Raw genomic sequence first — 23,275 nt, forward strand, 5'->3', positions numbered from 1 at the left:
GCGAGGAGCCAGCCGAACATGTCCGCCATCGCCCCGAACGCGTCGCCGCTGCAGAAGCTCCGCTCGCTCACCGGCCCCCGCCGCGTCCTCCTGCACACCCTGCTCATCGGGGTCGCGCTCGTCATGCTCTACCCGCTGCTGTGGATGCTCAGCAGTTCCCTCAAGCCCGACACCCAGATCTTCACGCACCCCGGACTGATCCCGAGCCGGCTGCACCCGCAGAACTACTCCGAGGGCTGGAGCGGCTCCGGAAACTCCTTCTCGCTCTACATCACCAACTCACTGATCGTCACGATCGGGGCGGTGACCGGAAACGTCATCTCCTGCTCGCTGGCCGCCTACGCCTTCGCACGCTTCGAGTTCCGGGGACAGAAGATCTGGTTCGGCCTGATGCTCGGCACGCTCATGCTGCCCATGCAGGCCACGCTGATCCCGCAGTACACGATCTTCTACAACCTGACCTGGATCAACACCTTCCTGCCGCTGATCGTGCCGAAGTTCCTCGCCACGGACGCCTTCTTCATCTTCCTGATGGTGCAGTTCATCCGCTCCATCCCGCGCGAGCTGGACCAGGCCGCGATGATGGACGGCGCCAACCCGCTCCAGATCTACTGGCGGATCATCCTGCCGCTGATGCGGCCGGCCCTGGTCACCACCACGATCTTCACCTTCATCTGGACCTACGACGACTTCCTCAGCCAGCTCGTCTACCTCCAGCAGAACGCCCGCTTCACCGTCCCCCTCGGCCTCACCCTCTTCCTGGACAAGACCAGCGGCTCCTCCTACGGCGCGATGTTCGCCATGTCGACACTCGCGCTCGCCCCGACGCTCATCTGCTTCCTCGTCTTCCAGAAGAGACTGGTGGAAGGCCTGGCCACCACCGGAATGAAGGGCTGAACAGCGTGCATCTGCCCTACCAGCGCGGCCCGCTGCACGACCTGCCGGACACCGCGGACGCGTACGACGCCGTCCTCGCCCACGTCACCGAGCAGGCCCTCGCCCGGATGACCCCCGAGGGCAACCTCGAACACCCCGACGCCCACGACGACATCGGCGACACCTCCCTCGGCATCACCTCGCTGCTCGCCCTGGCCTGGCAACGCGGCAAGGACCCCCGGCTGCCGGAGGCCGTCCGCCGCAGCCTCGCCTTCCATCTGCGCGAGCGCGTGTACACCGAGGACAACCCCGGCTACCCGAATCTCAAGGTCACCGACTCGGGTCTGCCGTACGCCCGTTACGTGCTCAAAGCAGGCGTCCACCCCATCGGCGACTGGCCCAGCACCGTCTGGGCGCTGCTCCAGGCGGTCAACGTCCTCGATGCCGCCGACGGCCTGCTGGACGACGAACAGCGCACTGGACTACGAGAGTTGGCGTACGGCTACTGGCGGTGGCTCACCGAGGCCACCTTCTTCAACCCGCAGGAGGCCGGGAACCAGGCCATCGGCTGCGTCACCGGCGGCCTGATGCTCGCCCGCCATCTCCCGGACCATCAGGGTGAGTCGGTCCGGGTGCGAGCGCTCGGCCTGTACGCCGACGAGATCCGCGCCCACCGCGTACGCGACCGCGGCGCGGTCCTGCCCCCCGAGCACGGCGGCGCCTACGACAACAACTACGGCCCGATCTCCCTGTCCTTCCTGGCCCAGGCCCACCGGGTCAGCGGAGAGGAGATCTTCGCCGAGGACGGCGACGCCCTCGCCCGATACATCGACGCCCGGCTGACGTCCGGCGGCTACGACAACGGCGGCCCCCGGTACAGCGAACAGCACTCCGGTTTTGAAGCCGTCCTGGGACTGCGGTACTTCGGCGCACGCATCGGCTCCGACCTCGGCCGCTACCGGGGTGACACCCGCTGGGGCCGGCATGCCGCCCAGCGGGACGGCCGGATCGACGGGCACTTCGCCTTCATGCTGGTCTGGCAGATCCAGGACCCCACCCGCTGGCACCGCACCCCGTCCTGTGCACCCGCCCGCCACCAACTGCGCTCCGGCAGCGTGTCCCTGGCCTTCGACGGCCGGATGACCCCCTCGCTCATCGAGGCGGGCGGCACCTACTACCTGCCCGCGGCCGTGCGCCGTCAGCACGGGTTCGGGCCGGTCACGGACGGCTTCCTGCTGTGCCGCCCCATGGGCGAGGTCCGGGTCGCGGACGTCCGCGCCGAGGGGCTCGCGGCGAAACTGGTGACCAAGCCCGTCGTCGGCCGCGACCACGTCCTGCGCCATGTCCGCTCGCTGTACGTCACCGACGGCACCAGCCTGTGGGTGGCGGTCGCCGTGGAGCGGCTCGACGGGGCGCCCTACCTGCTGTCCGGGCTGCCGTACGCCGCCGACGACGGCGACCGGGTGCGCCGCACCGCCGAGGGCGAGGTCGTCTCGGCGGGGGGTCTGCGCCTCACGCACCCAGCGGACGCCGGGCCCGACCACTTCGACACCCGCGCCGGACTCACCCAGGAACAGGCCGCGTTCGCGCTCGCCGCCGACCCGCGCGGCTACGGCAACCCCGACGAGGGCTGGCGCCACCTGGTCTCCTCCAGCGCGCTGGAGGCAGAACCGGCACCGGGCGCGCCGGAGGGGCTGCATGTGTTCGCCGTGCGGTACGGGCCGGGCGGCCCCTTCGCGCCGGTGTTCGAGGAGGGCCCGGACGGGCTCATCGCCCGCACGGAGGCGTTCACGGCGGTCGTCGGCGCGGTGGCGGGCGACGGCCGTGGGGAGCCGTCCCTCACGCTCCACCGCTGAGCCTCGTCAGCGCTCGGGCAGCACCGGTGCCGGCAGCGCGCCCGCCGGCACCACCAGGTCCGCCCGCCCCCGCGTCGTCGCCACCAGCTCGGCGTTGCGCTGGTCCGTGCCCAGCACCCAGGCCGCGGCCGTCTCGTGGTCCTTGCCGAACTCCTCGTGCCGGGCGATCAGCCGCCGGATCCGCTGGTCCTCGTCCGTCTCGCAGAACCACACCTCGTCCAGGCACGGCCGCACCCGCGCCCACGAACCCTCCGTCAGCAGAAGGTAGTTGCCCTCGGTCACGACCAGCCGGGCGGCGGGCGGTACCGGGATCGCGCCGGCGATCGGCTGCTCCAGCACCCGCTCGAACCCGGGCGCGTACACCACCTCGCCGGAGTCCTCGCGCAGCCGCCGCAGCAGCGCCGCGTACCCGGCCGCGTCGAAGGTGTCCGGCGCGCCCTTGCGGTCCCGGCGGCCCAGCCGGTCCAGCTCGACGTCGGCGAGGTGGAAGCCGTCCATGGGCACGTGCGCGACCCAGGGCGGCCCGTCGGCGTTCAGGGCGCGCACCAGATGCTCGGCGAGGGTGGTCTTGCCCGCCCCGGGGCTGCCCGTGATGCCCAGCACGGCACGCCGGTCGTCCCGGACGAGGTCACGGGCGCGGTCGAGGAGGTCGTCGAAGGTCAGCGGCACACTGCAGAGTGTGTCACCAGGAGTTCGCGCGGTGTGTGGCGTGTGCCACTCGCTGGACCGCGCCCCATGGGGAACAGTGCTGGGTATGACTCAGCTCGGTCTTCCCGACACCATCCAGGCCTGTCTGTTCGATCTCGACGGGGTCGTCACCAAGACGGCCGTCGTACACGCCGCCGCCTGGAAGGAGACGTTCGACGCGTTCCTGCGGGACTACGCGGGGGAGCAGGGGCGGCCGTTCGACGCGGTCGACGACTACGACGAGTACGTCGACGGCCGCCCTCGCGCCGACGGCGTCCGCGCCTTCCTCGACTCGCGCGGCATCCACCTGCCCGAGGGCACCCCCGAGGACCCGCCGGACGCCCCTACCGTGCACGGCCTCGGCAACCGCAAGAACGTCCTGTTGCTGGAGCGGATCCGCACCGGCGGTGTGGAGGCCTACGAGGGCACCCTGCGCTATCTGGAGGCGGTCCGCGCCGCGGGGCTGCGCACGGCGATCGTCTCCTCCAGCGCCAACTGCAAGGACGTGCTGCGCTCCGTCGGCGCCGAACACTTCTTCGACGTACGGATCGACGGCGTCGTCGCCGCCGAGCGCCATCTGCCGGGCAAGCCGCACCCCGACACCTTCCTCGCCGCCGCCCACGACCTGGGCGTCGAGCCGTCCCGGGCGGCCGTCTTCGAGGACGCGCTGGCCGGCATGGACGCGGGCCGCGCGGGCGGCTTCGGGCATGTCGTCGGCGTGGACCGCGTGGGGCAGGCCGACGCGCTGTACGCGCACGGTGCGAGCATCGTGGTGCGGGATCTGGCCGAGCTGGGAGGCAAGCAGTGATCACCGACCGGTCGTACAGCGTGGAGCCGTGGGCGGTGCGGGAGACGTCCCTCGATCTCGACGTGCTCGCCCAGAGCGAGTCGGTGTTCGCGCTGTCCAACGGGCACGTCGGCTGGCGCGGCAACCTCGACGAGGGCGAACCGCACGGCCTGCCCGGCAGCTACCTCAACGGCGTGCACGAGGTGCACCCGCTGCCGTACGCGGAGGCCGGCTACGGCTACCCGGAGTCCGGCCAGACGGTCATCAACGTCACCAACGGCAAGATCCTCAGGCTGCTGGTGGACGACGAGCCGTTCGACCTGCGCTACGGCCGGCTCGTCGCCCACGAGCGGGTCCTGGACCTGCGCCGCGGGGTGCTGGAGCGAACCTGCGAGTGGACCTCCCCGGCCGGCTCCACGGTCCGGGTGCGCTCCACCCGGCTGGTGTCGCTGACCCAGCGCGCGGTGGCCGCGGTGGCGTACGAGGTGACGGCCGTCGGCAGCCGCAGCCGGGTGGTGATCCAGTCCGAACTGGTCGCCAACGAGAGCCTGCCCGAGTCGAACGGCGATCCGCGGGCGGCCATGGCGCTGCAGTCGCCGCTGGAGCAGGAGGACCACTTCGCCTCCGGCAGCCGGCTGCGGCTGGTGCACCGCACCCGGCGCAGCGGCCTGCGGGTGGCGGTGGCCGCCGAGCATGTCGTCAGCGGCCCCGGGCGCACCACCACGCGCAGCGAGAGCGGCGCCGACGTGGCCCGGCTGACGGTCACCTCCGTGCTGGAGCCCGGGCAGACCCTGCGGGTGGAGAAGCTGGTCGCCCACGGCTGGTCCGGCACCCGTTCGCTGCCCGCGATGGCCGATCAGGTCGACGCCGCGCTCGCCGCCGCCGCGCACGACGGCTGGCAGGGCCTGCTGGCGGACCAGCGGGCCTGCCTGGACGACTTCTGGGCCCGTGCCGACGTCGAGGCGGAGGGCGACGAGCAGGTCCAACAGGCCGTGCGGTTCGCCCTGTTCCACGTCCTGCAGGCCGGGGCCCGCGCCGAGCAGCGCGCCATCCCGGCGAAGGGCCTGACCGGCTCCGGCTACGACGGGCACGCCTTCTGGGACACCGAGATGTTCGTGCTGCCCGTGCTCGTCCACACCGCCCCCGCGGCGGTCGCCGAGGCGCTGCGCTGGCGGTACAACACTTTGGGCGAGGCCCGCGAACGCGCCGCCCAACTCGGGCTCGGCGGGGCCGCGTTCCCGTGGCGGACCATCGCGGGACCGGAGGGCTCGGCGTACTGGCCGGCCGGCACCGCCGCCTTCCACGTCAACGCCGGCATAGCCGACGCGGTGGTCCGGTACGTCGAGGCCACCGGCGACACCCTGTTCGAGCGCGAGGCCGGCGTGGAACTGCTGGTGGAGACGGCCCGGCTGTGGCGCTCGCTGGGACACCACGACGCGCACGGCGTCTTCCACATCGACGGCGTCACCGGACCCGACGAGTACAGCGCGGTCGCCGACGACAACGCCTACACCAACCTCATGGCCCGGCAGAACCTGCTCGCCGCGGCCGACGCCGCCGAACGCCATCCGCGTGAGGCGGCGCGGCTCGGCGTGGACGAGGAGGAGAGCGCGGCCTGGCGGGACGCCGCCGAGGCCATGTACGTCCCCTACAACCACGAACTCCGTGTCCACGAGCAGCATGCCGGGTTCACCCGCTACCAGCGCTGGGACTTCGCGGGCACCCGTCCCGAGCAGTACCCGCTGCTGCTGCACTTCCCCTACTTCGACCTCTACCGCAAGCAGGTCGTCAAGCAGGCCGACCTGGTGCTGGCCATGTACACCTGCGGGGACTTCTTCGACACCGGACACGACGAGGAGGACGCCGAGCAGGCCGCCCGGAACTTCGCCTACTACGAGCCGCTGACCGTGCGGGACTCGTCCCTGTCGGCGTGCTGCCAGGCCGTCGTCGCCGCCCAGACGGGCCATCTGGACCTCGCCTGGGCCTACACCGCAGAGGCAGCCCTGATGGATCTGCAGGACCTGGAGCACAACACGCGCGACGGGCTGCACATCGCCTCGCTGGCCGGCACCTGGATGGCGCTGGTGGCGGGCTTCGGCGGGATGCGCCGCGACGGCGAGCGCCTGCGGTTCGCGCCCCGCCTGCCCGAGCGGCTGAGCCGGCTGGCCTTCAACGTCGAGTTCCGCGGCCGGCGGTTGCGCGTGGACATCGGCGCGGACAAGGCGACGTACGCGCTGCTGGACGGGCCGCCGCTGAGCCTGCGGCACCATGGTGAGCCGCTCACCGTGAGCGCCGACGAGCCGGCGGTGCGGGCGGTGCCGCCGGTCGTTCGCCGTGCCGCTCCCGAGCAGCCGCCGCACCGGGCTCCGAACGGGAGTTGACCCCTTCGGGGCGCTTCTCGCGGGCTCTCTCAGTTCAGGACGCCCGACAGCTGCCGCAGCAAGTCGCCCGTCGCGTCGGCCGCGAGCAGTGCGGACAGGGTGCCCAGGAGGAGGACGGCCGCCGCGGCCGTCCACAGCCGTGGGGGCGGGCTGGTCTGCAGGGCCGCGATCCGGCGGGTGACGGCGCGGTCGGTGAAGTGCAGGGCACAGGCGGTGCGGGCCCGGCCGGTGGTGAGCGCGGCCCGGGCCAGCGCCCGGGCGGTGGTCCGCCGGTCGCCGACCGTGGCCGCCGCCTGCTCGTCGGCCCACCGCTCCACGAGGAAGCCGACGGCCTTGCGCACCGGGCCGAGCAGCGGGTCGGCCGCCGCCGCGAGCGTCGCCGCCGCGACCAAGGGCCCGTGCCGGTGGGCGAGATGGGCGCGCTCGTGCGCGAGGAGCACCCGCCGCTCGGCGGGCTCCAGCGCGCGCAGCATCGCCGAGGTGACCAGGATCCGGCCCGGCCGGCCCGGGATCGCGAACGCCTGCGGCACCTCGGAGGCGGCGACGATCAGCTCGGTGCCCGCCGGGTGCCCCGCGCACAGCCGACGCAGGGCGCGGCGGGTGCGGCGCTCGGCGCGCAGGGCCCGGTACACCCGTACCGCGATCGCCACCAGCGCCAGACAGGCGGCGAGGCCGATCGCCTCGGGCACCGGGTCCGTCACCGGATGCCCGTCCTGGCGGGCCTCGCGGATGACCGGCGGCGCGTCCCCGAGGAGCGCGGCGGCCAGCAGGACCAGTGACCAGGTGGTGGCCGCGGCCGTCAGTACGGCCGCCGAGGTGAGCACCCGCGCGGCCAGCGCCGGAGCGCCCCGGCGGGCGACCAGCGGACCGGCCACCGACAGCAGCAGGGACAGCACCAGCGGTGTGTACACGTCGAACCTCATGCGGCGCCTCCGGCGAGCAGTTCGCGCAGCGCCCGCTCCTCCTCGGGGCTCAGTCCGGTCACGAACTGCTGGAGCGCGGCGATCGGGTCCGGGCCCCGGTCCAGGGCCTCGTGCATCGCCTCGGCGGTCAGTTCGGCCGCGTTCTTCGCCGGACGGTACGCGCCGCGCCGCCCGTCGGCGTCCCGCAGCACCAGCCCTTTGTCGTACAGGCGTTTGAGGATGGTGTGTACCGTGTTGTAGGCGAGCGCCCCGTCGATCTCGGCCTGTATCTCGGCCGGGGTCAGGGGCCGCTCGGTGGCCCAGAGCGCGGCCAGTACCTCACTCTCCAGCTCACCGGCGCTGCGCCGCTCCGCCCTGCCGCGGGACCCTGTGCCAGCCATGCCCCAACCTTACAGCGCGTAGTGCCGTCGGCCGGATGGCCCCATCCTCCCGGCGCGAGGCCCGGGTTCGGGGTAGTTTGGCGGTGTTTTCCCCGACTCCCGTTCGCAACCCTACAGGCTGTAGGGTGACAAGGGTCCCCACATGCCGCGGGGGCAGAGGGGTGATGATGGCCGGCAGCGCGCACGCCACACTCGCCGGAATCCGGCGCTCGCGCTCGTTCCGCACGTCCCGCGGCATCCGGCCGTTCCCTGCCACCGCACCGCTCGCGGCCGTCGCCGTGGCCTTCACCCTGGCCCAACTCCTCCTCGTCCGGCCCGGCATGGGCCTCGGCTGGGACGAGACGGTGTACGTCAGCCAGGTCAGTCCCCAGGCCCCCGCCGCCTTCTTCAGCGCACCCCGCGCGCGGGGCGTCCCGCTGCTCGTCGCGCCCGTCGCCTCCTGGTCCACCTCCACGGCACTGCTACGGATCTACCTCGCCGTCCTGTCCGGCCTCGCCCTGCATCTGGCCCTGCGCGCCTGGCGCGGGCTGTTCCCGGTGCGCGTGCTCGCCCTCGCCGGCGCCCTGTTCGCCTCCCTGTGGGTCACCCTGTTCTACGGCCCGCAGGCCATGCCCAACTACTGGGTCGCCGTCGGCGCCCTGGCCGCCGTCGCCTGCTTCCTGCGCGCCCGCGCCGACCGGGCCGACCGGGCCGCCCCGTGGGGCCTGGCGGCGAGTGCCGCGCTCATGGCCCTGATGCGGCCCATGGACGCCGTCTGGGTGGTGCTGCCGCTCCTCGCCCTCGGCCTCGCCCGCCGGCACTGGCGGGCGCTCGCGGTGCTGCTCGCCGGGCTAGCGGCGGGCAGCACCGAGTGGGTGATCGAGGCGTACACCGATTACGGCGGCCCGGTGCGCCGGCTGTCCGAGGGCTCGCGGATCCAGGGTGGACTCGGCTGGCACTCCGCCGTCGTCGACCAGCTGCGCAGCCTCGGCGGCCGGGCGCTGTGCCGGCCGTGCACCGGTCACCTCCCCAACCCGGTGGTCACCCTCTGGTGGTTCGTCCTGCCCCTGCTCGCCGTGCTCGGGCTCGTCGTCGCCGTCCGCGCCCGGCGTACGACGGCCACGCTGCTGCCGGTCGCCTGCGCGGCCACCGCCGCCTTCCCGTATCTGTTCATGATCGGCTACGCCGCCCCGCGCTTCCTGCTCCCGGCCTACGCCCTGCTGGCACTGCCGGTCGCCGGCGCCCTGGTGTACCTGCTCACCGCGCCGCGCCGGCCCTGGCGCCCGGTCGTCGCCACACTGCTCTGCCTCGGACTCGCCGCCCACCTCGCGGTGCAGCTGGCGGTCCTGGAGAAGACGGTCCGCAACACCACCGCAGACCACCGCGGCTGGTCCCGCACCGCCGCCCTCCTGCACCGGCTCGGCGTCCGCCCGCCCTGCCTGCTCACCGGGGACGGGGCGATCCCTGTCGCGTTCTACACCGGCTGTTCCTCGGCCGCGACGGCCGGGCACAACGCCAACGGCACCCAGGAGGCCATCATCGGGACCGCCCGCCGGATCCCGGTCGCCGCGCTGGTGCCCGACGGCACCAGGCCGCCCGGATACGCCCGCCACTGGCCGTCCGAACCGCTCGACGGACAGCGGCTGTACTACTCCGTACCCAGGGGCGGCCGATGACGTCCCCGCTGCGTACCCGGGAACGGCCGCTGGAGTCCCCGCCGGAACCCACCACGTCCCTGGGCCGGCGGCACGCCTACTGGCACGCGGGCGTCCTGCTCGCCGTCCTGCTCGGCGGGCTGTACCTGGCCCGCCGGCACTGGCCCGCCCTGGAGAGCGGGGCCGGGCGGCTGGCCGGCGCCGACCAGGGCTGGCTGCTGGTCGGCGCCACGGCGGCCGTCGGCACCTGGGCGGCCTCGGCCCTCGCCCAGCAGGGCGCGGTGCTCCAACGGCTGCCCGGACACCGGCTGGTCGCCGCCCAGTTCGCCGCCTCCGCCGCCAACCATCTGCTGCCCGCCGGGCTCGGCGCCGGCGCGGTGAACCTCAGGTTCCTGATGCGCTGCGGACTGCCCGCGGGCCGCTCGGCCAGTGCCCTCGCCGTCAAGGCCACCGCGGGCGCCTCGGTCCGCCTGGCACTGATCGCGCTGCTCGTCCCGGCCTGCCCGGGACTGCTGCGTCCACCGCACCTCACCCCGACGACCCTCGCCGTCGCCCTCGGTGGACTCGTGCTGCTCATGGCCCTGCCGGCCACTCCCTGGTGGGCGCGCTGCCGACGGGCCCTCACGGCCGTCCTGGCCGACATCCGCGCCCTGCACACCTGCCCCGCGCGAGCGGCGGCCCTGTGGGGCGGCTCCCTCGCCTTCGCCGCGCTGCACTCGCTGGTCCTCATCGCCGTCACCCAGGCGGTCGAACTGCCGTTGCCCCCGCTCCAGGTGGCCCTGCTGTACCTCGCCGCCAGCAGCGCCGCCGCCCTGCTGCCCACCCCGGGCGGCCTCGGCTCCCTGGACGCGGCGCTCGTCCTCGCCCTCACCGTCTCCGGCGCGCCCGGCGCGGCCGCCGCCTCCGCCGTGCTCGGGTACCGGCTGCTGACCGTGTGGCTGCCCCTGCTTCCGGGGCTGCTGGTGCTCGGCGTGCTGGTGCGGCGCAAGGCCCTGTGAGGCAGCGGGAGTTTCCCGCACGCCCGCCACAGGTAGGAGTCGGGTGTCGATGCCGTGCAGGAGGGGGAGAGCCATGTCGGGGAACGACACAGCGGGGCTGCCGGGGGAGGCGTTCTTCACGCCGGGGACGTCGTCCTTCACCGAGTTCCTGGCCGCGCACCGCCCCGGGCTGCTGCCCACCGCGCCCGTGCTGCCCGCCGGAGTGCGGATGGCCCCCGACAGGTTCCCGCATGGCACCACCGTGCTCGCCCTCACCTACCGCGACGGCGTGCTGATCGCCGGCGACCGCCGGGCCACCATGGGCAACCTGATAGCCCAGCGCGACCTGGAGAAGGTGCATCCGGCCGACGACCACACGGCCGTCGCCTTCGCCGGCACCGTGGGCCTCGCCGTCGACATGGTGCGGCTCTTCCAGGTCGAGCTGACCCACTTCGAGAAGATCGAGGGCACGCCGATGACCCTGGCCGGCAAGGCGTCCCGGCTCGCGGCCATGATCCGGCAGAATCTCGCCCAGGCCATGCAGGGCCTCGCCGTCGTCCCGCTGCTCGCGGGGTACGACCTCGCCGAGCCCGACGGCGGCCGCGGCCGCATCTTCGGCCTCGACGCGGCCGGCGGACTCTACGAGAAGTACGACTTCCACGCCGAGGGCTCCGGCTCCCCGTACGCCCGTGGCGCGCTGAAGAAGCTGTACCGGCCGGGCCTCACCCGGCGCGAGGCCGTCCTCGCCGCGCTCCAGGCGCTGTACGACGCGGCGGACGACGACTCGGCCACCGGCGGCCCGGACCTGCACCGCCGCATCTTCCCGGTCGTCGCCGTCATCACCGAGGACGGCTTCGAGCGGCTGCCGGGGGAGGAGACCGAGGAACTCAGCCGGGAGATGATCCGGCAGCGCAGCGCCCGCCCGGACGGCCCCCACGCCACCCCCTGACCCCGAGCGGCGCCGGGGCCAGGCCCTGTCGTCGAACTCCTGCCTGCCCCCCGACGCCGTGCACGCTCCCCCAAAGCGGGCACCCCCACTCGGCCCGGCACTCCGCCAGCCAACGGGGACCCCCAGAGCACGCAGCTGACGCCGCGAGGCCCGCCCTCCGGGCGGACGGGGGGAGTTCGACGACAGGACCTGGACCGCCCGGGCCGTCGTGCCACCGTCTCAGGTCAGGCGGTGGCCGATCCCGCGGGATGTGGCGATGGTCCGATCGCAGCCCGCCGTGCGCAGTTTGCGGCGCAGCCGGGTCAGATACTGGTCCAGCGTGTTGTCGCTGACCTGTGCCCCCTCCGGCCAGCCCGCGCGGAGCAGGTCGCGGCGGCGCACCAGCTCCCCGCCGGCCGCGGTGAGCGCCGCCAGCAGCCGGAACTCCGTCGGTGTGAGATCGACGCGCCTGCCGGACACGGTGGCGCTGTGCCGGACGGCGTCCAGCACCAGCTCGCCCGCGGCGGCCGCCGGGGCCGGGGGCGCGGTCCGGCGCAGGGCGGCGCGCAGCCGGGCGGCCAGCTCGGCGAGGTGGAACGGCTTGGGCAGATAGTCGTCCCCGCCGGCCGAGAAACCGGACAGGCGGTCCGTGAGTCCCTGCCGCGCGGTCAGGAAGAGGACCGGGGCCAGGAAGCCGTTGGCCCGCATCGCCTGGCAGACGTCGCGGCCGTCGGCGTCGGGCAGACCGACGTCCAGTACGACGCCGGACACGTCCGGTGTCGCCAGCCGCAGCGCGGTGGCGCCGTCGCCGGCACAGACCGTGTCGAAATCCTCGTCCTGCAGACCGCGGCGCAGCACGTCACGCAGGGCGTGATCGTCCTCGACGATGAGGATCCTCGGGTGCATGTCTCTCCACCGGCCCGTCGGCCGTGTCGTTCGGGTGGGGTGTGCCCCGCTCCGGGGCACGGGGGACGTATCGCCCGGGCAGCCACCGGGCCACCACGCAGACGAAGACACCGAGCCAGCCGACGGCGAGCAGCCAGCCGCCCACCACGTCGGTGAACCAGTGCACGCCCAGGAAGACACGGGTCAGCCCGACCCCCGCCCCCCAGCACGCGACCAGCAGACACAGCACGGTCCGGCCGTGTGGGGCACGCAGGCACAGGGCCGTGATCAGCAGGCCCGCCGTCAGCGCGGCCGTGGTCGTGTGACCCGAGGGGAACGACCAGCCGGAGGCCTGGGTCTGCCAGTCGTACTGCGGCGGCCGGGCCCTGGCGACCAGCTCCATCACGCCGTACCGCACCGCCTGGCCCGCGCCCAGGCAGACCGCGGCGAGCGGCACGGCCACCAGCCGCTGCCGCCCGGTGCGTCCGGCGATCAGCCCGGCCAGGACCACCAGGACGTACGGCACGACACCCGTGCCCGTGGCGGTCAGACCGCGGGCCAGCGCCACCGCGACCGGCGGGCGGTGTTCGACGGACCAGGACAGCAGGCCCCGGTCCGGGGCGAGCGGGCTGCCCTGGTCGCTCACCACCACGGCGGCCAGCGCCGCGAACGCCATCCAGGCGCCCAGGGCCACTGTGCCCGCCGACGCCGCGAGCCGTCCGGACCTCATACGGCTGCCGCCACCAGCAGCGGGCGCAGCCAGGTCCCCGCCAGGGGTGCGGTGCGGCGGGTCTGCGGGCGGCGAAGGACGATCATGGCCAGGAAGCGCGCGCACACCGGGGCGACGGCGCCCGGCTGCCGGGAGACGAAGAACAGGGCGACCGCCGCGGCGCGGGCCGCAGCCGCCACCGGCACGGTCAGCTCCGTACCCGCCGCGTCCGCCCTGTGCCGGCGGCCCCGCCACCGGCCCACCACGTCGAGGTGGAGCGGCCGGTCGGCCGAGGAGCCGGACGGAGCGGACGTCATCAGCGGGTCTCCCTGGCCGCCCTGCGGGAGCGCAGCACCTCGGCCGCGAGCGGGAGGAGGGACACCACGACGATCAGCGCGATCAGCGGAAGCAGGTACTTGTCGATGCTCGGGATCGAGGAGCCCAGCGCGTATCCCGCGAGCGTGACACCGAGACTCCACACGAGGCCGCCCGCCACCTGCCAGAGGGTGAAGGTCCGGGCCGGGACCTCGAGGGCGCCCGCCAGCGGGTTCAGCACCGTGCGCACCACCGGGATGAAGCGGGCCAGCACGATCGCCTTTGCGTGTCCGTACCGCTCCAGGAGTTCCTCGGCGCGCTGCGCGCCCTCGCGCAGCTTCGCCGACCGGCTGCGGGCCAGCAGCGCGCCGCCCGCTTTCCGGCCGATGAGGAACCCGCACTGCGCGCCGACCAGCGCGCCGACGGCCGCCGCGACGAGCAGCGGCCCGAGCGAGAGGTGCACCGCGCTGTCGGACTTGCCCGTGCACAGCAGCCCCGCCGTGAACAGCAGGGAGTCTCCGGGCAGGAAGAACCCGATCAGCAGTCCCGTCTCCGCGAAGAGCACCACGCCGACGCCGAGCACGCCGAAGGCGGCGAGCAGCGAATGGGCGTCGAGCACGTTGACCGCGAGCTGCGACGCCAGGTGTGGGGGAGTGGCCATGCGCCGTACGCCCTTTCCTTCGACTGTGACTTCGACTGGATCCGACTACACATTTGTAGACGGTCTAACGACCCGTAGACGAACGGAGAGCGGCGAACGTTCCCGGACTTTACCCGCCCGTTGCCGCTTCATGACCGGCCGACTACATGATCGTGGTCATGATGGTCCGCGAAGGTAAGGTATGCCTTTGCTAACTAACAGGGAGGGCAGCAGGGCATGTGGGACGACGCGTTTCCGAGTTTCCTGATCGGACTCAGGGAGGGACTGGAAGCCGGACTCATCGTCTCCATCCTGGTCGCCACCCTGGTGCGGGCCGAGGCGCGCTCGCGGCTGCCCCAGGTGTGGACCGGCGTCCTGGCCGCCGTCGCCGTGGCGATGAGCTTCGGTGCGGTGCTCACCTTCACCGCCGCCTCCATGCCGCAGACCGCCCAGGAGGCGTTCGGCGGCACCCTCAGCGTGATCGCGGTCGCGTTCGTCACCGCCATGGTCTTCTGGATGCGCCGCTCGGCCCGCGGCCTCTCCGGCGAGCTGAAGGAGAAGGTGACCGGCGCCCTCGCCATGGGCTCCGGCGTGCTGATCCTCACCTCGTTCCTCGCGGTCGGGCGTGAGGGCCTGGAGACCGCCCTCTTCCTGTGGACCACCGCCCGGGCGGCCGGGGAGTCGGCCGGACCGATGACCGGCGCCGCCATCGGCCTGGTCCTCGCGACAGGCCTGTGCTGGGGCCTGTACCGGCGCGTGCTGAAGATCAACCTGACGAAGTTCTTCACCGCCACCGGCGCCGTGCTGATCGTCATCGCGGCCGGGGTCCTCGGGTACGGCCTGCGCGACCTCCAGGAGGGCGGCGTGCTGCCCGGGAAGACGGCCTACGCGGTCGACCTCGCGAGCAGCGTCGACGCCGGCTCCTGGTACAGCACCCTGATCCAGGGCGTCCTCAACCTCACCCCGACCATGACCTGGCTCCAGGTGCTGGCCTATGTCGCCTACCTGGCCGTCGTGATGACCCTGTTCGTGCGCGGCGTGCGGACCACGGCTCCCAAGCGGGCGAAGGAGCGCCGCGAGCGCGAGCCGAAGGCCGGCCGGCCGCAGCGGCGCCGGCCGGTCTGGGTGGTGCCCGCCGCCGTGGTCGCCGTACCCGCCGTGATCGCCGGATTCGTCGTCGCCCTCTCCCGGCCCAAGCCCGCCGGGGACCAGACCGTCGCGGTCTCCGAGACCGAGTGCGGCAAGGGCTTCACCGCGCCGAAGCCGGGCCGGCAGACCTTCCAGATGCAGAACACCGGCAGCAAGACCTCCGAGGTGTACCTGATCGACCCGTCGACCAGCGCGGTCTACGGCGAGATCGAGGGCCTCGCCCCCGGCACCACCCGCGACCTCGTCGCCACCGTCGCCGGCGGCACCTACGCCTGGCGCTGTGTCCCCACCGGCGGCAAGGCCGTCACCTCCAAGCCGGTCACCGTCAGCGGCGGCGGCGCGTCCAAGCCGGTCGTCCCCGTCTCCGAACAGGACCTCGCGGGCCCCCTGACGGCGTACAAGGCGTACGTCGGCCAGGGTCTGGCCACCCTCGTCGGCCAGACCAGGACCCTCGCCGACGACATCCGGGGCAACCACCTGGACAAGGCCCGCACCGACTGGCTCACCGCCCACCTGACCTACTCCTCGCTCGGCGCCGCCTACGGCACCTTCGAGGACTTCGACAAGAAGATCAACGGCCGGGCCGACGGACTGGCCGACGGCGTGAACGACAAGGACTTCAGTGGCTTCCACCGCATCGAGTACGGCCTGTGGCACGGCCAGTCGGCCAAGGACCTGACCGGCCCGGCCCAGCAGCTCGCCACCGACTCCGCCGGACTGCAGAAGGCGTTCCCGACCCAGGACTTCGACCCGGGCGACCTCCCGCTGCGCGCACACGAGATCCTGGAGAACACCCTCCAGTTCGAGCTGACCGGCGACACCGACGAGGGCAGCGGCACCAACCTCGCCACCGCCGACGCCAACCTCAGCGGCACCCGCGAGCTGCTCACCGTCCTCAAGCCGCTGCTCACCAGCCGCGCGCCCAAGGTGCTCCCGACGGTCGACGCGGACATCGCCCGTGTGCAGAAACTCCTGGACGCCGCCCACGACGGCGGCCACTGGACCCCCGTCGACCGGCTCGCCCAGACCGACCGGCAGCACCTGAACGGTGCCACCGGCCAGCTGCTGGAAGACCTCGCCCCGATCCCGGACCTGCTCGAGATCCGGAAGTCCGCCTGATGTCCGAAGCCCGCCCGATCATGTCCGCGCACCCGCACCCCGAAGGGAACCCCGCGATGTCCACTGCCGAACCGTCGGCCTGCCCCGTCGGCCCCGCCCGCCGCTCCTTCGTGCGGACCGCGCTGGGTGCCGGTGCCGCCGGAGCGGTACTGGCCGGCGGCGGCTTCGCCCTCGGCGAGAGCGGCGGCACCGCGCAGGCGCAGTCGGCGAACGCCGACGGCACGGCCAAGGTCCCCTTCCACGGGGCCCACCAGGCCGGCATCGTCACCCCGGCACCGGCCGCCGCCACCTTCGTCTCGCTGGACGTCATAGCCGACGACCGCAAGGGCCTGACCGACCTGCTGAAGACCATCACCGAGCGGGCCCGCTTCCTCACCTCCGGGGGCGCCCCCGCCGACCTGGGCGTCGGCGCGCCGCCCTCCGACAACGGCATCCTCGGCCCTGAGGTCCCCTCGGACGGCCTCACCGTCACCGTAGGTGTCGGCGCCTCCCTGTTCGACGGCCGCTACGGTCTCGGCAAGGCCAGGCCCGCCCGGCTCACCCCGATGCGGACCTTCCCCAACGACAACCTGAACGCGGCCGAGTGCCACGGGGACCTGTCCCTGCAGATCTGCGCCCAGAGCCAGGACACCGTGCTGCACGCGCTGCGCGACATCGCCCGGCACACCCGCGGCGCAATGCAGATCAAGTGGCGCATCGACGGCTTCCAGAACGCACCGCGCCCCACCGGCGCCCAGCGCAACCTGCTCGGCTTCAAGGACGGCATCGCCAACCCGGACGTCACCTCCGCCCGCGAGACGGACAAGCTGATCTGGGTCGGCGACGGCCAGGGCGAGCCCGCCTGGACCAAGGGCGGCAGCTACCAGGTCATCCGGATCATCCGGATGCTGGTCGAGTTCTGGGACCGGGTCTCGCTCACCGAGCAGGAGAGGATGTTCGGCCGCCGCAAGGACACCGGCGCGCCCCTCGACGGGGCCAAGGAGACCGACATCCCCAACTACGCCAAGGACCCGCACGGCACCGCGATCCCGCTCGACGCCCACATCCGCCTCGCCAACCCGCGCAAGGCCTCGACCGACAGCTCCCGGATCCTGCGCCGCGGCTACAACTACGACCGGGGCGTGGACAACGTCGGCAACCTCGACATGGGCCTGGTCTTCTGCTGCTACAACCAGGACGTCAAGCGCCAGTTCGAGGCGGTGCAGACCCGGCTGATCGACGAGCCCCTCGTGGACTACATCTCCCCGACGGGCGGCGGCTACTTCTTCGCCCTGCCCGGCGTCCGGGACGGCAAGGACTGGCTGGGGCGGGGCATGCTCTCCGGCTGAGGGCACCCGGCGGCCTTATTGCACATTGGTTGCAAGTGCGTTTGTATAGCGCATGGCTGCGCTGTGCAGCCGTACCCGCACCACAGAAGGATGCCCCTCCCGATGACGGCCGCCCCCGGTTCCGCTCCGTCCCTCCCCGCCCAGGCCGACGCCAAGCGCTCGGCCTGGCAACGCGTCCGCGGCTCCATGACGCGCCAGGAATGGACCAGGGTCGGCGGAATGGCCGCGTTCGTGCTCGCCCTGCACATCATCGGCTGGGGCACCCTGATCGGTGTCATCGCTCCGCAGCACTTCAGCGTGGGAACCCAGTCCTTCGGCATCGGCATCGGCGTCACCGCCTACACCCTCGGCATGCGGCACGCCTTCGACGCCGACCACATCGCGGCGATCGACAACACCACCCGCAAGCTCATGGGCCAGGGGCAGCGCCCACTGTCGGTCGGCTTCTGGTTCTCCCTCGGCCACTCCAGCATCGTCTTCGGCCTCTCCCTGCTGCTCTCGCTCGGCATGAAGACCCTGGCCGGACCGGTCCGCGACGACAACTCGCATCTGCACCAGGTGACCGGCCTGATCGGTACGACTGTCTCCGGCACCTTCCTCTACCTCATCGCCGGCATCAACCTCGTCATCCTGGCCGGCATCTGGAAGGTCTTCCGGCAGATGCGCTCCGGCGCCTACGACGAGGCCGCGCTGGAGACACAGCTGAACAACCGCGGCTTCATGAACCGCCTCCTCGGCCGGGTCACCGGCTCGATCAGCAAGCCCTGGCAGATGTACCCGCTCGGCCTGCTGTTCGGCCTCGGCTTCGACACCGCGACCGAGATCGCCCTGCTGGTGCTCGCCGGTTCCGGCGCCGCCTCCGGCCTGCCCTGGTACGCCATCCTCTGCCTGCCCGTGCTCTTCGCGGCCGGCATGTCCCTGCTGGACACCATCGACGGCTCGTTCATGAACTTCGCCTACGAGTGGGCGTTCTCCAAGCCCGTCCGCAAGGTCTACTACAACCTCACCATCACCGGCCTGTCCGTCGCCGTCGCCCTCATCATCGGCACCGTCGAGCTCCTCGGCCTCCTCGCCGACAAGCTCGACCTGCACGGCGCCTTCTGGGACTGGATCTCCGGCCTCGACCTCAACACCGTCGGCTTCGTCATCGTCGGCCTGTTCTTCGCCACCTGGGCCGTCGCCCTGCTGGTGTGGAAGGCGGGCCGCATCGAGGAGAAGTGGACGCAGGGCCTGGCCACGGCCGACCAGTCGGGGTCCTGACCGGGGGTTAGCCGCCCGCTTCCGGGAAACGCGGACCGGGACCGTCGCGAGCCCAGAGGAAGGCGACCATGAGCGACCAGCAGTCCGAGCAGACCCCGATGGCGGACGACGCCTACCAGCCCACCGGAACCAATGAGGAACAGGCGGATGCCGGTCCCCTGGACCTCCAGGACGCGGTCGACGAGCGCACCTACGACGACGTCCTCGACGAGGGCTACTACCCGCCGGAACGCCCCCTGGCCGTCACCAAGAAGGGCACCACCGCCGCCGAGCAGCACGCCGGGGAGACCCTGCACGAACGCCTCGCCCAGGAGACCCCGGACGCGCAGGCACCGCTGGGCGACGAGATCGGCGACCTCCCCGGCGGTGAGGGCGAGCCGGTCGACCCCGAGGCGCGCGAGTCCCGCGCAGGCCGCCTGGTCGCCCCGGACGAGGGCGCGCACACGGACACCACCAAGGAGAGATCGCCCGGGACGTGGGCGTGGACGGGGGAGCGGCGGGGGCGGAAGAGGCAGCCGTGCATGTGGTCGAGGAGGAGACCTGAGCTGGTCGGCCGACGGGACTGGTCCCACCAAGGGGCGCGGGGCCGTATCGATATGCGGCTCCGCCGCGTGGGCGCGAGCAACCACAGACCACCCGCACCCCGGCGCCGAACAGCAACCCCAACGGCGCTACCCCAACCGGTCAACCTGGCGGAGCCGATTCGTCGCGTCCAGCGCAGCGACCTTGTACGACTCGGCCGGCGTCGGACAGTTGAACACCGCGTTGACCAGGTAGACCACGGAGCAGTGAACCCCGAGCAGCGTGCACCTGCGGAGTCTGTCAGCCCTCCGGGCCGCCCCGGAAGGGATCGCCGCCGCCGAAATCCCCGGAGCCGCGCGGCAGTTGCCGCCGGTGCCGGCCTTGGTCGCCGCGCCGGTGCCCCGGGAGGACAATGACGCCATGGGCGAGCGAACCGGCGACGTGAGCTCCCCCGCCCGGCTGGCCGGTCCCGGCGAGGGGATCGGTGCCGACGAACTCGCGCTCGCCACCCGCAACCACGGTCTGCCCCTGGAGGCGCTGCGGCACGACGTCACCCCGCCCGGACTGCACTACGTCCTCACGCACTACGACATCCCGTACGTGCCGGACGCCGGTGCCTGGCGGCTGACCGTCGACGGCCGAGTGCGCACCCCGCTCGACCTGTCCCTCGCAGACCTGCTGTCCTTCCCGCAGGTCACCACCCGGGTGACCCTGGAGTGCGCGGGCAACGGCCGGGCCCTGCTGACCCCGCGGCCGGTCAGCCAGCCCTGGCTGGTGGAGGCGGTCGGCACCGCCGACTGGACCGGCGTGCCGCTCAGGCTGCTGCTCGCCGAGGCGGGCGCGGACCCGGCGGCCGCCGACGTCGTCTTCACCGGCGCCGATCACGGAGTCGAGCGGGGCGTCGAGCAGGACTACCAGCGCGCCCTGCCCCTGGTCGTGGCCACGGGCCACGACCCCGAGGTGCTGGTCGCCACCGCCATGAACGGCGCCCCGCTGCCCCCGCAGCACGGCCGGCCGCTGCGGCTGATCGTGCCCGGCTGGTACGGCATGGCGCAGGTGAAGTGGCTGCGCTCGGTCACGGTGAGCGACGTGCCGTTCACAGGCTTCCAGCAGTCGGTCGCGTATCGGATCAGGCGCACCGCCGACGAGCCGGGCGAGCCGGTCACGCGGGTCGCGCCACGCGCCCTGCTGGTGCCGCCCGGCTTCCCCGACTTCATGTCCCGCACGCGGGTGGTGCGGCCGGGGGCGGTGAGGCTCGTCGGCCGCGCCTGGTCCGGGCAGGCCCCCGTCTCCTCGGTGGAGGTCAGCACGGACGGTGGCGCCCACTGGGTGCCGGCCCACCTCGAGCCGGTGGCGGACGGGCACAGGTGGGCGTGGCGCCGCTGGCACCACGACTGGGCCGCGGTGCCCGGCGCATACGCGGTGGGCGCACGGGCGACCGACGCCGGTGGTCGCAGCCAGCCCCTTGACCAGTGCTGGAACCGGGGTGGCTTCGGCAACAACGCGGTGTGCTGGGTGCGGGTGGTGTGCGTGGCCGACGCCCACTCGCCGTAGCAGCTTGCGTGGTGTGGCGGGGTGCGGGCTGTGCGTGGTTGATCGCACCCCGCGGCGGAGCCGCACATCGCATACGGCCCCGCGCCCATTCGAATCGGCTGTTGTGCCCCCGTTGAAAAGTAGCCCTTGCTTCCCCGGACCGCCCTACGGCATCAGCCTCTCGATGGCTGTCGGGCCCTCCTTCTCCATCTTGCGGCGTGCCCAGTCGAGGTTCTTCGGTGTGACGTCCCTGCCCGCCGCCATCACCAGATCCTCCGGGGTGACATCCCTGGAGGGTGCGGAGTGGAGCAGGGCGTCCGGGGTGCAGTGGTCGTCGGACGACCGGGACTCGTCGGGTGTGATCGTCGACATGATGCCTCCTCCTCGGTCCGGATGACCGCATCCGTGCCGGTGCCGCCGAACGGGGCACTCTCTCACCATTCCCCGCAGCGCCTTCCCACGCCACCCGAGAGCACTCGCACCTAAGCTGGAAAACATCTCGCACCGCTCACCGGGAGGCCGCAGATGGCCGAGACCCCGTTTCCCGAGGACGTCCGGTCCCACCCCCGCTATCTGCCGATCGCCGAGCACGGACTCATCGGCGACCTGCGCAGTGTGGCCCTGGTCGGCACGAACGGCACGATCGACTGGTACTGCTGTCCGTCCTTCGACTCACCGAGCGTCTTCGCGGCCGTCCTCGACGCCGAGCGCGGCGGCTGCTTCGAGCTGGCCGCCGCCGTACCCGCGCGTACCAAGCAGTTCTATTTCCCCGACACCAACGTACTGATCACCCGGTTCTTCACCGAGGACGGCGTCGGCGAGGTGCAGGACTTCATGCCGGTCACCTCCGACGGCACGGCCGGCACGGGCGAGGCGGGCCGGCACCGGCTGATCCGGCGCGTGGTCTGCGTCCGCGGCACCGTACCCTTCCGGGTGCTGATCGCCCCGCGGTTCGACTACGGCGCGGCCCCGCACACCCTGCGCACCATGGGCGGCACCATCGTCTTCGAGTCCGCCGAGCGGTCCCTGGCCCTGATCTCCACCGTCGACCTGGAGCACGACGAGCGGGACGCGCGCGGCGACTTCAAGCTGGGCGAAGGCGAGTCGGCGGTGTTCGCCCTCGACCAGGTGGGCGACGCCGTGGCCCCCCGAGGCTGCGCCCACGCCGAGGCCGAGCACCAGTTCAACGCCACGGTCGCCTACTGGCGGCACTGGCTGCGCCAGTCCCGCTACCGGGGCCGCTGGCGCGAGATGGTGCACCGCTCCGCCCTGACCCTGAAGCTGCTCACCTACGGGCCCACCGGCGCCATCGTCGCCGCCCCCACCACCAGCCTGCCCGAGCAGCTCGGCGGCGAGCGGAACTGGGACTACCGGTATGTGTGGGTACGGGACGCCGCCTTCGCCGTGTACGCGCTGCTGCGGCTCGGTTTCGCCGGGGAGGCCGAGGCCTTCATGCGCTTCCTGACCACGCACGTCAGCCCCTGCGACACCGACAGCTCCGCGCCGCCGCTGCAGATCATGTACGGCATCGACGGCCGCCCCGACCTGCCCGAGCGCGAGCTGCCGCACCTGCAGGGCCATCTGGGCTCCGCCCCGGTCCGGGTCGGCAACGCCGCCGCGGACCAGCTCCAGCTGGACATATACGGGGCCCTGATCGACTCCATCTACCTCTACGACAAATGGGCCCAGCCGATCTCCAGCTGCCAGTGGGACGACGTGTGCAGGCTGGTCGACTGGGTGTGCACGCACTGGGACCAGCCCGACGAGGGCGTGTGGGAGACCCGCGGCGGCCGCAAGAACTTCACGTACTCGCGGCTGATGTGCTGGGTGGCCATCGAGCGGGCCATCCGCCTCGCCAACCACCGCGGCCTGCCCGCCGAGCTGCCCCGCTGGCGGCAGGCCCGCGACACGATCTACCGGCGGATCATGGACCGCGGCTGGTCCGAGCGCCGGTGCGCCTTCGTGCAGCACGAGGGCGGCGACGTGCTGGACGCCTCGCTGCTGATGATGCCGCTCGCCAAGTTCATCGCGCCCACCGACCCCAAGTGGCTGTCCACCCTGGACGCCCTCACCGAGGACCTGGTCTCCGACTCCCTCGTCTACCGCTACGACCCGCAGGCCAGCCCCGACGGACTGCGCGGCGACGAGGGCACCTTCTCCATCTGCTCCTTCTGGTACGTGGAGGCGCTGGTGCGGGCCGGCCGGCTCGACGAGGCCCGGCTGGCCTTCGAGAAGATGCTCACCTACGCCAACCACCTCGGGCTGTACGCGGAGGAGATCGGCCGTACCGGCGAGCAACAGGGGAACTTCCCGCAGGCGTTCACCCACCTGTCCCTGATCAGCGCCGCCTTCAACCTCGACCGCGCCCTCGGCTGACCATCGGGGC

The 23,275-nt window shown here is 72.8% G+C and carries 20 protein-coding genes and 1 pseudogene; 13 read left to right on the forward strand and 8 right to left on the reverse strand.

Features of this window, described 5'->3' with window-relative positions:
- Positions 1 to 18 precede the first annotated feature (18 nt).
- Positions 19 to 897, forward strand: coding sequence for a carbohydrate ABC transporter permease (locus ACFYOH_RS14830; protein ID WP_388625541.1), 879 nt, complete (start codon positions 19 to 21; stop codon positions 895 to 897).
- Between the two features lie 5 nt (positions 898 to 902).
- Positions 903 to 2,732 carry a hypothetical protein gene (locus tag ACFYOH_RS14835; RefSeq protein WP_388625544.1) on the forward strand — a complete coding sequence of 610 codons (1,830 nt, stop codon included), beginning with the start codon at positions 903 to 905 and terminating at the stop codon, positions 2,730 to 2,732.
- A gap of 6 nt (positions 2,733 to 2,738) precedes the next feature.
- Here ACFYOH_RS14835 and ACFYOH_RS14840 read toward each other — a convergent pair whose 3' ends face one another.
- Entirely contained in the window at positions 2,739 to 3,401 is a 663-nt protein-coding gene (locus ACFYOH_RS14840; protein ID WP_388625547.1) for a nucleoside/nucleotide kinase family protein, read from the reverse strand.
- 85 nt (positions 3,402 to 3,486) lie between these two features.
- On the opposite strand from ACFYOH_RS14840, the gene ACFYOH_RS14845 reads away from it, so the two are divergent.
- Entirely contained in the window at positions 3,487 to 4,227 is a 741-nt protein-coding gene (locus ACFYOH_RS14845; protein WP_388625550.1) for an HAD family hydrolase, read from the forward strand.
- Entirely contained in the window at positions 4,224 to 6,587 is a 2,364-nt protein-coding gene (locus ACFYOH_RS14850) for a glycoside hydrolase family 65 protein (RefSeq protein ID WP_388625552.1), read from the forward strand. Before ACFYOH_RS14845 ends, ACFYOH_RS14850 begins: the two co-directional genes overlap by 4 nt.
- 29 nt (positions 6,588 to 6,616) lie before the next feature.
- Here the strand turns inward: ACFYOH_RS14850 and ACFYOH_RS14855 are convergent, their stop codons facing one another.
- Positions 6,617 to 7,510, reverse strand: coding sequence for a M48 family metalloprotease (locus ACFYOH_RS14855; protein ID WP_388625555.1), 894 nt, complete (start codon positions 7,508 to 7,510; stop codon positions 6,617 to 6,619).
- The gene (locus ACFYOH_RS14860; protein ID WP_388625558.1) at positions 7,507 to 7,890 is read right to left on the reverse strand and encodes a BlaI/MecI/CopY family transcriptional regulator; all 384 of its coding nucleotides are present in this window, start codon (positions 7,888 to 7,890) and stop codon (positions 7,507 to 7,509) included. Before ACFYOH_RS14860 ends, ACFYOH_RS14855 begins: the two co-directional genes overlap by 4 nt.
- A gap of 167 nt (positions 7,891 to 8,057) precedes the next feature.
- Between ACFYOH_RS14860 and ACFYOH_RS14865 the strand changes: the two genes are divergently transcribed.
- The 3 genes from ACFYOH_RS14865 (at position 8,058) to prcB (ending at position 11,450) form a co-directional block, all read left to right on the forward strand.
- Positions 8,058 to 9,545, forward strand: a complete 1,488-nt coding sequence (locus ACFYOH_RS14865; protein WP_388625968.1) for a hypothetical protein — start codon at positions 8,058 to 8,060, stop codon at positions 9,543 to 9,545.
- Positions 9,542 to 10,522, forward strand: a complete 981-nt coding sequence (locus ACFYOH_RS14870; RefSeq protein ID WP_388625561.1) for a YbhN family protein — start codon at positions 9,542 to 9,544, stop codon at positions 10,520 to 10,522. Before ACFYOH_RS14865 ends, ACFYOH_RS14870 begins: the two co-directional genes overlap by 4 nt.
- A 73-nt stretch (positions 10,523 to 10,595) precedes the next feature.
- Positions 10,596 to 11,450: a proteasome subunit beta gene (prcB, locus tag ACFYOH_RS14875; protein WP_388625564.1), complete on the forward strand. Its 855-nt coding sequence runs from the start codon at positions 10,596 to 10,598 to the stop codon at positions 11,448 to 11,450.
- A gap of 219 nt (positions 11,451 to 11,669) precedes the next feature.
- Here the strand turns inward: prcB and ACFYOH_RS14880 are convergent, their stop codons facing one another.
- Genes ACFYOH_RS14880 through ACFYOH_RS14895 form a run of 4 tightly spaced genes read right to left on the reverse strand, consistent with a single transcriptional unit; the run spans position 11,670 to position 13,999 of the window.
- Complete coding sequence (locus tag ACFYOH_RS14880) at positions 11,670 to 12,335, reverse strand: response regulator transcription factor (RefSeq protein ID WP_388625567.1); 666 nt, start codon at positions 12,333 to 12,335, stop codon at positions 11,670 to 11,672.
- Positions 12,289 to 13,044, reverse strand: coding sequence for a phosphatase PAP2 family protein (locus ACFYOH_RS14885; RefSeq protein WP_388625570.1), 756 nt, complete (start codon positions 13,042 to 13,044; stop codon positions 12,289 to 12,291). The genes ACFYOH_RS14880 and ACFYOH_RS14885 overlap by 47 nt, the downstream gene beginning before the upstream one ends.
- The gene (locus tag ACFYOH_RS14890; RefSeq protein ID WP_388625573.1) at positions 13,041 to 13,340 is read right to left on the reverse strand and encodes a hypothetical protein; all 300 of its coding nucleotides are present in this window, start codon (positions 13,338 to 13,340) and stop codon (positions 13,041 to 13,043) included. Before ACFYOH_RS14890 ends, ACFYOH_RS14885 begins: the two co-directional genes overlap by 4 nt.
- The gene (locus tag ACFYOH_RS14895) at positions 13,340 to 13,999 is read right to left on the reverse strand and encodes a DedA family protein (RefSeq protein ID WP_388625576.1); all 660 of its coding nucleotides are present in this window, start codon (positions 13,997 to 13,999) and stop codon (positions 13,340 to 13,342) included. The genes ACFYOH_RS14890 and ACFYOH_RS14895 overlap by 1 nt, the downstream gene beginning before the upstream one ends.
- A 216-nt stretch (positions 14,000 to 14,215) precedes the next feature.
- Between ACFYOH_RS14895 and efeU the strand changes: the two genes are divergently transcribed.
- From efeU to ACFYOH_RS14920, 5 genes and pseudogenes are all read left to right on the forward strand, one after another.
- Complete coding sequence (gene efeU, locus ACFYOH_RS14900; RefSeq protein ID WP_388625579.1) at positions 14,216 to 16,246, forward strand: iron uptake transporter permease EfeU; 2,031 nt, start codon at positions 14,216 to 14,218, stop codon at positions 16,244 to 16,246.
- A gap of 56 nt (positions 16,247 to 16,302) precedes the next feature.
- On the forward strand, positions 16,303 to 17,574 hold the full coding sequence (gene efeB, locus ACFYOH_RS14905; RefSeq protein ID WP_388625581.1) for an iron uptake transporter deferrochelatase/peroxidase subunit: 1,272 nt from the start codon (positions 16,303 to 16,305) through the stop codon (positions 17,572 to 17,574).
- A gap of 102 nt (positions 17,575 to 17,676) precedes the next feature.
- Positions 17,677 to 18,834 carry a HoxN/HupN/NixA family nickel/cobalt transporter gene (locus tag ACFYOH_RS14910; protein ID WP_388625583.1) on the forward strand — a complete coding sequence of 386 codons (1,158 nt, stop codon included), beginning with the start codon at positions 17,677 to 17,679 and terminating at the stop codon, positions 18,832 to 18,834.
- A gap of 68 nt (positions 18,835 to 18,902) precedes the next feature.
- Positions 18,903 to 19,378: pseudogene (locus ACFYOH_RS14915) on the forward strand (DUF5709 domain-containing protein).
- A 398-nt stretch (positions 19,379 to 19,776) separates the two neighbouring features.
- Positions 19,777 to 20,910: a molybdopterin-dependent oxidoreductase gene (locus tag ACFYOH_RS14920; RefSeq protein WP_388625586.1), complete on the forward strand. Its 1,134-nt coding sequence runs from the start codon at positions 19,777 to 19,779 to the stop codon at positions 20,908 to 20,910.
- Between the two features lie 144 nt (positions 20,911 to 21,054).
- Here the strand turns inward: ACFYOH_RS14920 and ACFYOH_RS14925 are convergent, their stop codons facing one another.
- Positions 21,055 to 21,261, reverse strand: a complete 207-nt coding sequence (locus tag ACFYOH_RS14925; RefSeq protein ID WP_388625588.1) for a hypothetical protein — start codon at positions 21,259 to 21,261, stop codon at positions 21,055 to 21,057.
- Between the two features lie 153 nt (positions 21,262 to 21,414).
- Here ACFYOH_RS14925 and ACFYOH_RS14930 point away from each other — a divergent pair, with 153 nt between their 5' ends.
- Positions 21,415 to 23,265 carry a glycoside hydrolase family 15 protein gene (locus ACFYOH_RS14930; RefSeq protein WP_388625590.1) on the forward strand — a complete coding sequence of 617 codons (1,851 nt, stop codon included), beginning with the start codon at positions 21,415 to 21,417 and terminating at the stop codon, positions 23,263 to 23,265.
- Positions 23,266 to 23,275: the final 10 nt, after the last annotated feature.

It is taken from the genome of Streptomyces sp. NPDC007856, from assembly GCF_042868225.1.
In the GTDB taxonomy this organism is placed as follows: domain Bacteria; phylum Actinomycetota; class Actinomycetes; order Streptomycetales; family Streptomycetaceae; genus Streptomyces.